Origin of the sequence: Endozoicomonas sp. ONNA1 (assembly GCF_024606325.1) — a bacterium.
Taxonomy (GTDB): domain Bacteria; phylum Pseudomonadota; class Gammaproteobacteria; order Pseudomonadales; family Endozoicomonadaceae; genus Endozoicomonas_A.
Genome location: NZ_JAHHPN010000264.1, coordinates 1 through 4,748, shown reverse-complemented (window position 1 = coordinate 4,748; position 4,748 = coordinate 1). Strand labels below are relative to the sequence as shown.

Annotated in this window: 2 protein-coding genes; both read right to left on the bottom strand. The window is 51.1% G+C overall.

The annotated features are described in order from the left end of the window. Positions 1–2,152 (bottom strand): hypothetical protein (locus KDK19_RS06190; RefSeq protein ID WP_257252573.1); only part of this gene is annotated, 2,152 nt, incomplete at its 3' end. A gap of 11 nt (positions 2,153–2,163) precedes the next feature. Continuing rightward, positions 2,164–4,748 (bottom strand): hypothetical protein (locus KDK19_RS06185; protein ID WP_257291571.1); only part of this gene is annotated, 2,585 nt, incomplete at its 5' end.

The window sequence follows — 4,748 nt, the reverse complement described above, 5'->3', positions numbered from 1 at the left end:
TCGGGCTGTCTTTAACGGCCTCGTCGCAGCCCGGCTGCCAACCCACTTTCAGGCAGGGCATGGTCATGAAGGTTTTTAATTCCGACTCTGTCGGGAAGCCTTTGCCATTATGCATGGAGGCAATGAGCCTTAGCAGCATTCGGTCGATCGGATTGCCTTTAACGGCCTCGTCATTGCCCGACTGCCAGCCCACTTTAAGACAAGGCATACTCACAAACGCTTTCACTTCCGGCCCTGTCGGAAAACCTCTGCCATTATGCATGGAGGCAATGTTCTTAATCAGCTCCCAGTCGATTGGGTTGTCTTTAACAGCCTCATCAAGGCCCGGCTTCCAGCCCTCTTTCAGGCAAGGTATGGTGATGAAGGCTTTTACTTGCTCTTGCGTCGGGAAGTCTCTGCCACAATGCATGGTGGTAATATGCATGAGCAGCTTTCGGTCGACCGGATTGTCTTTAACCGCCCTGTCGCGGTCCGGCCGCCAGCCCTCTCTCAGGCAAATCATAGAGATGAACGCTTTCACTTTCGCTTCTTTCGGGAAACCTTTGCCATTATTCATAGAAGCAATATTCTTCACTAGCCCCCAGTCGATCGGGCTGTCTTTAACGGCCTCGTCATTACCCGGCTGCCAGCCCTCTCTCAGGCAAAGCATGCTAAGAAACGCCTCCACTTGCTCTTTTGTCGGAAATCCTTTGCCATTATTCATGGAGGAAATGCGTATGAGCAGTTCCCGGTTGATCGGTTTGCCACGAACGGCTTCGTCATGGCCGGGTTCCCAGCCCTCTTTCAGGCAAGGCATGTTCATGAAGGCTTCTAACTGCTCCTTCGCAGGGAAGCCTCTGCCACTGTTCATAGAGGCAATATGCGCAACCAGTTCCCAATCGATCGGTTTGTCTTTAACCGCCTCGTCGAGGCCCGGCTGCCAATCCATTTTCAGGCAAGGAATGGTGATGAAGGCTTTCACCTGAGGCTCTGACGGAAAACGTCTGCTATTGTTCATGGAAGCGACATGCCTGAGCAGCCTCCGGTTAATCGGGTTGTTTTGAACCTCTTCATCATTGCCCGGTTGCCAGCCTTCTCTCAGGCAGGGCATGGTGATGAAGGCTTTCACTTGTTCCTCTGTCGGGAACCCTTTGCCATTATTCATGGAGGAAATGTGCACGAGCAGCTCCCGGTCGATGGGGTTGTCCTGAACGGCCTCATCGTTGCCTGGTTGCCAGCCTTTTTTCAGGCAAGCGATGTTCATAAAGTCATCCACTTCGCCTATGGTCGGGAAGCCTCTGTTATTGCGCATAGAAGAAATCTGTTTCAGGAATGGATGTCCGGCAACAGCTTGAATCTCATGATCATTTTTATTTGCAAAGCGCTCTATATGACGCGGCCATCTCAACATGCTTGAGAGACAGCCGGTGTTTTTAATTTGATCCGTATTGACCGCCGAAAAGAAGACCGTCGCCTTGGCAAAAAACGCTGAGAGAAGCTCAGCTTGCTTAATAACACTCAATGTTTCCAATTTGGCAAAAAGGGTGGGAAATGGAGGGTTACTTCTGTTGTAGGATAATCCGATCTTTCTCCTGCGGAGGGTTTTCAGCAGTTTTTTGGCACTTTGGACCACGCTTCTCACAGCCTGGGCTGTATCCGGGTTGCTATCGTTGTAGTGGTTCTTCAACACTGCCTGATGTTTAGGTGAAAACACCGAGAGAATTTCAGGAGGGATTTCTGAAGCGTCTTCAAAATCTTCATCTTCTATTTCACCGGTGACAGGGGTCATACTGTCACTGGCGGGTGGTGGAGTTTCTGATTCCGGTTCGATTACAGCCATTGGCTGAGGCTCTTCGTCAGCCGTTATAACCGATTCAGTTTCCAATGGATCTTGTGTGGACTGAACTGCGAAGGAAGAGACCACACGCCAGAGACCCTCATCAACACGCCGTAGCTTTATGGGGGGAATGTGAGATGGTTCAAAGGCCTGTTGATGCTGCAATATATTGGAGGCACTGGCTGCCGGTTCAGCCTGACGCCCTGTCCGGGTGTGCTTTCTTTTTGGTTTTTGAGCGCCTTTTTTTTGAGAGCCCTCTTTTTGAGAACCATTACTCACCGAAGCCCCATCGTCCAAAGGTGGCGGCGTAGATCCATCTATTGGGGGTAATGGCACGTAAACTCTCCCTATTCGTCCAGTGGGTCATCCTCAAATAGCCATTCATTCAGCCCAAGCAAATCTTGCTTTTTACCCTCATAGGCTTTGTACCAGTCGAGCTGTGTCACCAAATCAACCCTATCGCTCATTTTTTTGATCACAGTGAGTAGCTGGTTTGGACTCATCTGGTGGCGAAAAAGTTCCAGCATTTCAAGTTCTGTTTCCTCCAGCACCTGAAAACGATTCAATGCGTCTATCACCGCGTCCATCGCCGTTGCAAAATAACTCTGGCTGACAGCAGCCTCATCTGTACCTTCTGTCAGTCTTGCGGTGACGGCGTTTTTTAAGCTCTCCGGAGCCTCTTCCACCTGCCGTTGAATAACCGGAGCCAACGCCCTGCACAATCGGGTGGTGAGCTGACCAAGATTGGCGTAGTGCTCCAGTGACGCCCAGACTGCGGGTTTTAATGGCAAGCCTGACTTGATAATGCTGAGAATGGCACTGGGTGCCAGCGGCTTCGCTTTTTCATTAAGGGTCTCACGGACGCTTGCGCTATTGCGTGGCAGTCTCTCATCTCGCTGGATGACATAGAGTTCCCGCTCATCCTGTGGAGGCTTGTACCACTGTTCGGTGAAGTCTTTGGCCTCGAAAAATGTTCTTAGCTGTTCCAACGACCAGTTTTTGATCATAAAACCGTTACCCACGAGACTGAATTCCGGTTTTGGCAATACAATGCTTCTGTCGTTAGAAAGCACCGTCAGCCGGTTCTTTTCAAACTTATATTCTGGCGCCTGTTCAAGCTCAATCAGCAGGGCAACGATAAAGTACCACAGCCGCTTTTGTCCCGGCATGAGCGCATCACCGTTGATAATGACTCCTTTGCCATCGGCACTGGCCTCCTGCGATGAAAAGCATAGATCCGGTATCTGTTCGTGGCCAGTCAGGTAATAGTGTGCCAGCAGCAGCCCTTCCAGTAGCAGCTCCTGTTGTTTTACATTGAGGGTGTGAGTGCTCTGCCGGGCAATACAGGCTTCCAGGAAATCCTGCATTTTTTGCGGCTTGAATGTCTGGTGTATCAAGTACAGTTGGCGGACAGAAGGCACCGTTTCGAAGAAGCTGTCGAGCTTTTCTACGTACCCTGAACGTTTAGCCTCTGGCTGCGACCAGAGAATCTCCAACACCCTGGCTTTACTCAGTGTCAGAGAACATCGCTGATTCAGTTTTTGCCTCAGTGGCTCCAATGCCACCCATTGCAGTTTGTTCGGGGCAGGGTTCAGCTTTCTGCACAGTGTAATGTAATCCAGACACTCGGATTCAGGAAGCTGCGTCAGGGCAAACTTAACGTTATCCAGAGGAGCGGAAATTGTGAGCGCCCTGGCCAGTACGTTCTGGTCTTGCTGGTTTTCATGATGTCTTGCCAGCCATAAGCGTGCGCCCGCGCCACCATGATGGAAGAGCATGGGTATCAGCGATGCCAGGGCATAAAGCACCTGCGTTCTTTCATTGCGGTCATCTGTGAAAGCGGTCAGGTATTGTTCAAGTTCCGCAATGGTCATGCGCCACTTTGGAGGAGCAGAGCATAACAACGCCAGGGCTTTTAGGGTCTCCCCAATCGTCATACGCCACTTTTGGGGGATTGAACTGAACAACGGCAATGTATTCATTGCATCGTCTTCTTCCAGCTCATCCTCTCCATCACTGATGTCGTCGTCACTCTCTGTGGATAACCCTGGAAGATCGGGAAGATATTGACGGATGCTTCTCTCATTGGCAGCCAACTCCTTTTGTTCAGGCAATCCGGAAGCTGCAAACACCCTGCTGGCCATCTTCAGGCAATGTTTCTTGTTCTTCACAGGTAACCACTGAACAAAAGCGATTACCTTCGCCTCCACCGGGAAGCCTCTACTATTACATATGCTGGCAATATAAATGAGCAGCTCCCGGTTGATGGGGTTGTTCTGAACGGCTTCATCGAAACCCTTCCTCCAGCCCTCTTTCAGACAGGACATAGACATAAAGACTTCCACCTGTCTCTTCGTCGGGAAGCCTCTGCCATTATTCATGGAAGCAATGTGCACTAACAGCTCCCTGTCGATAGGCTTGTCTTTAACAGCCTCGTCCCGGCCCGGCTGCCAACCCTCTTTCAGGCAGGCCATAGAGACAAAGGCTTCCACCTGCTCCCTGGTCGGGAAGCCTTTGCCATTGTTCATGGAGGCAATGTTCCTGAGCAGTTCCCAGTCGATGGGCTTGTCTTTAACGGCCTCGTCCCGGCCCGGCTGCCAGCCCTCTTTCAGACAGGACATAGAGATAAAGGCTTCCACCTGCTCCTTCGTCGGGAAGCCTTTGTCATGACGCATGGAAGCAATGCGCATGAGCAGTTCCCGGTTGACCGGGTTGTTTTGAACGGCTTCATCAAGGCCCGGCTGCCAGCCCTCTCTCAGGCAGAGCATAGAGATAAAGGCTTCTACCTCCTTCTTCGTCGGGAAGCCTTTGCCATGATTTATGGAGGCGATGTGAGTGATCAGTTCCCGGTCAATCGGGTTGTCTTGTAACGCCCTATCATTGCCCGGCTGCCAATCTACCCTGAGGCAAAGCATCGACATGAAGGCTTTTA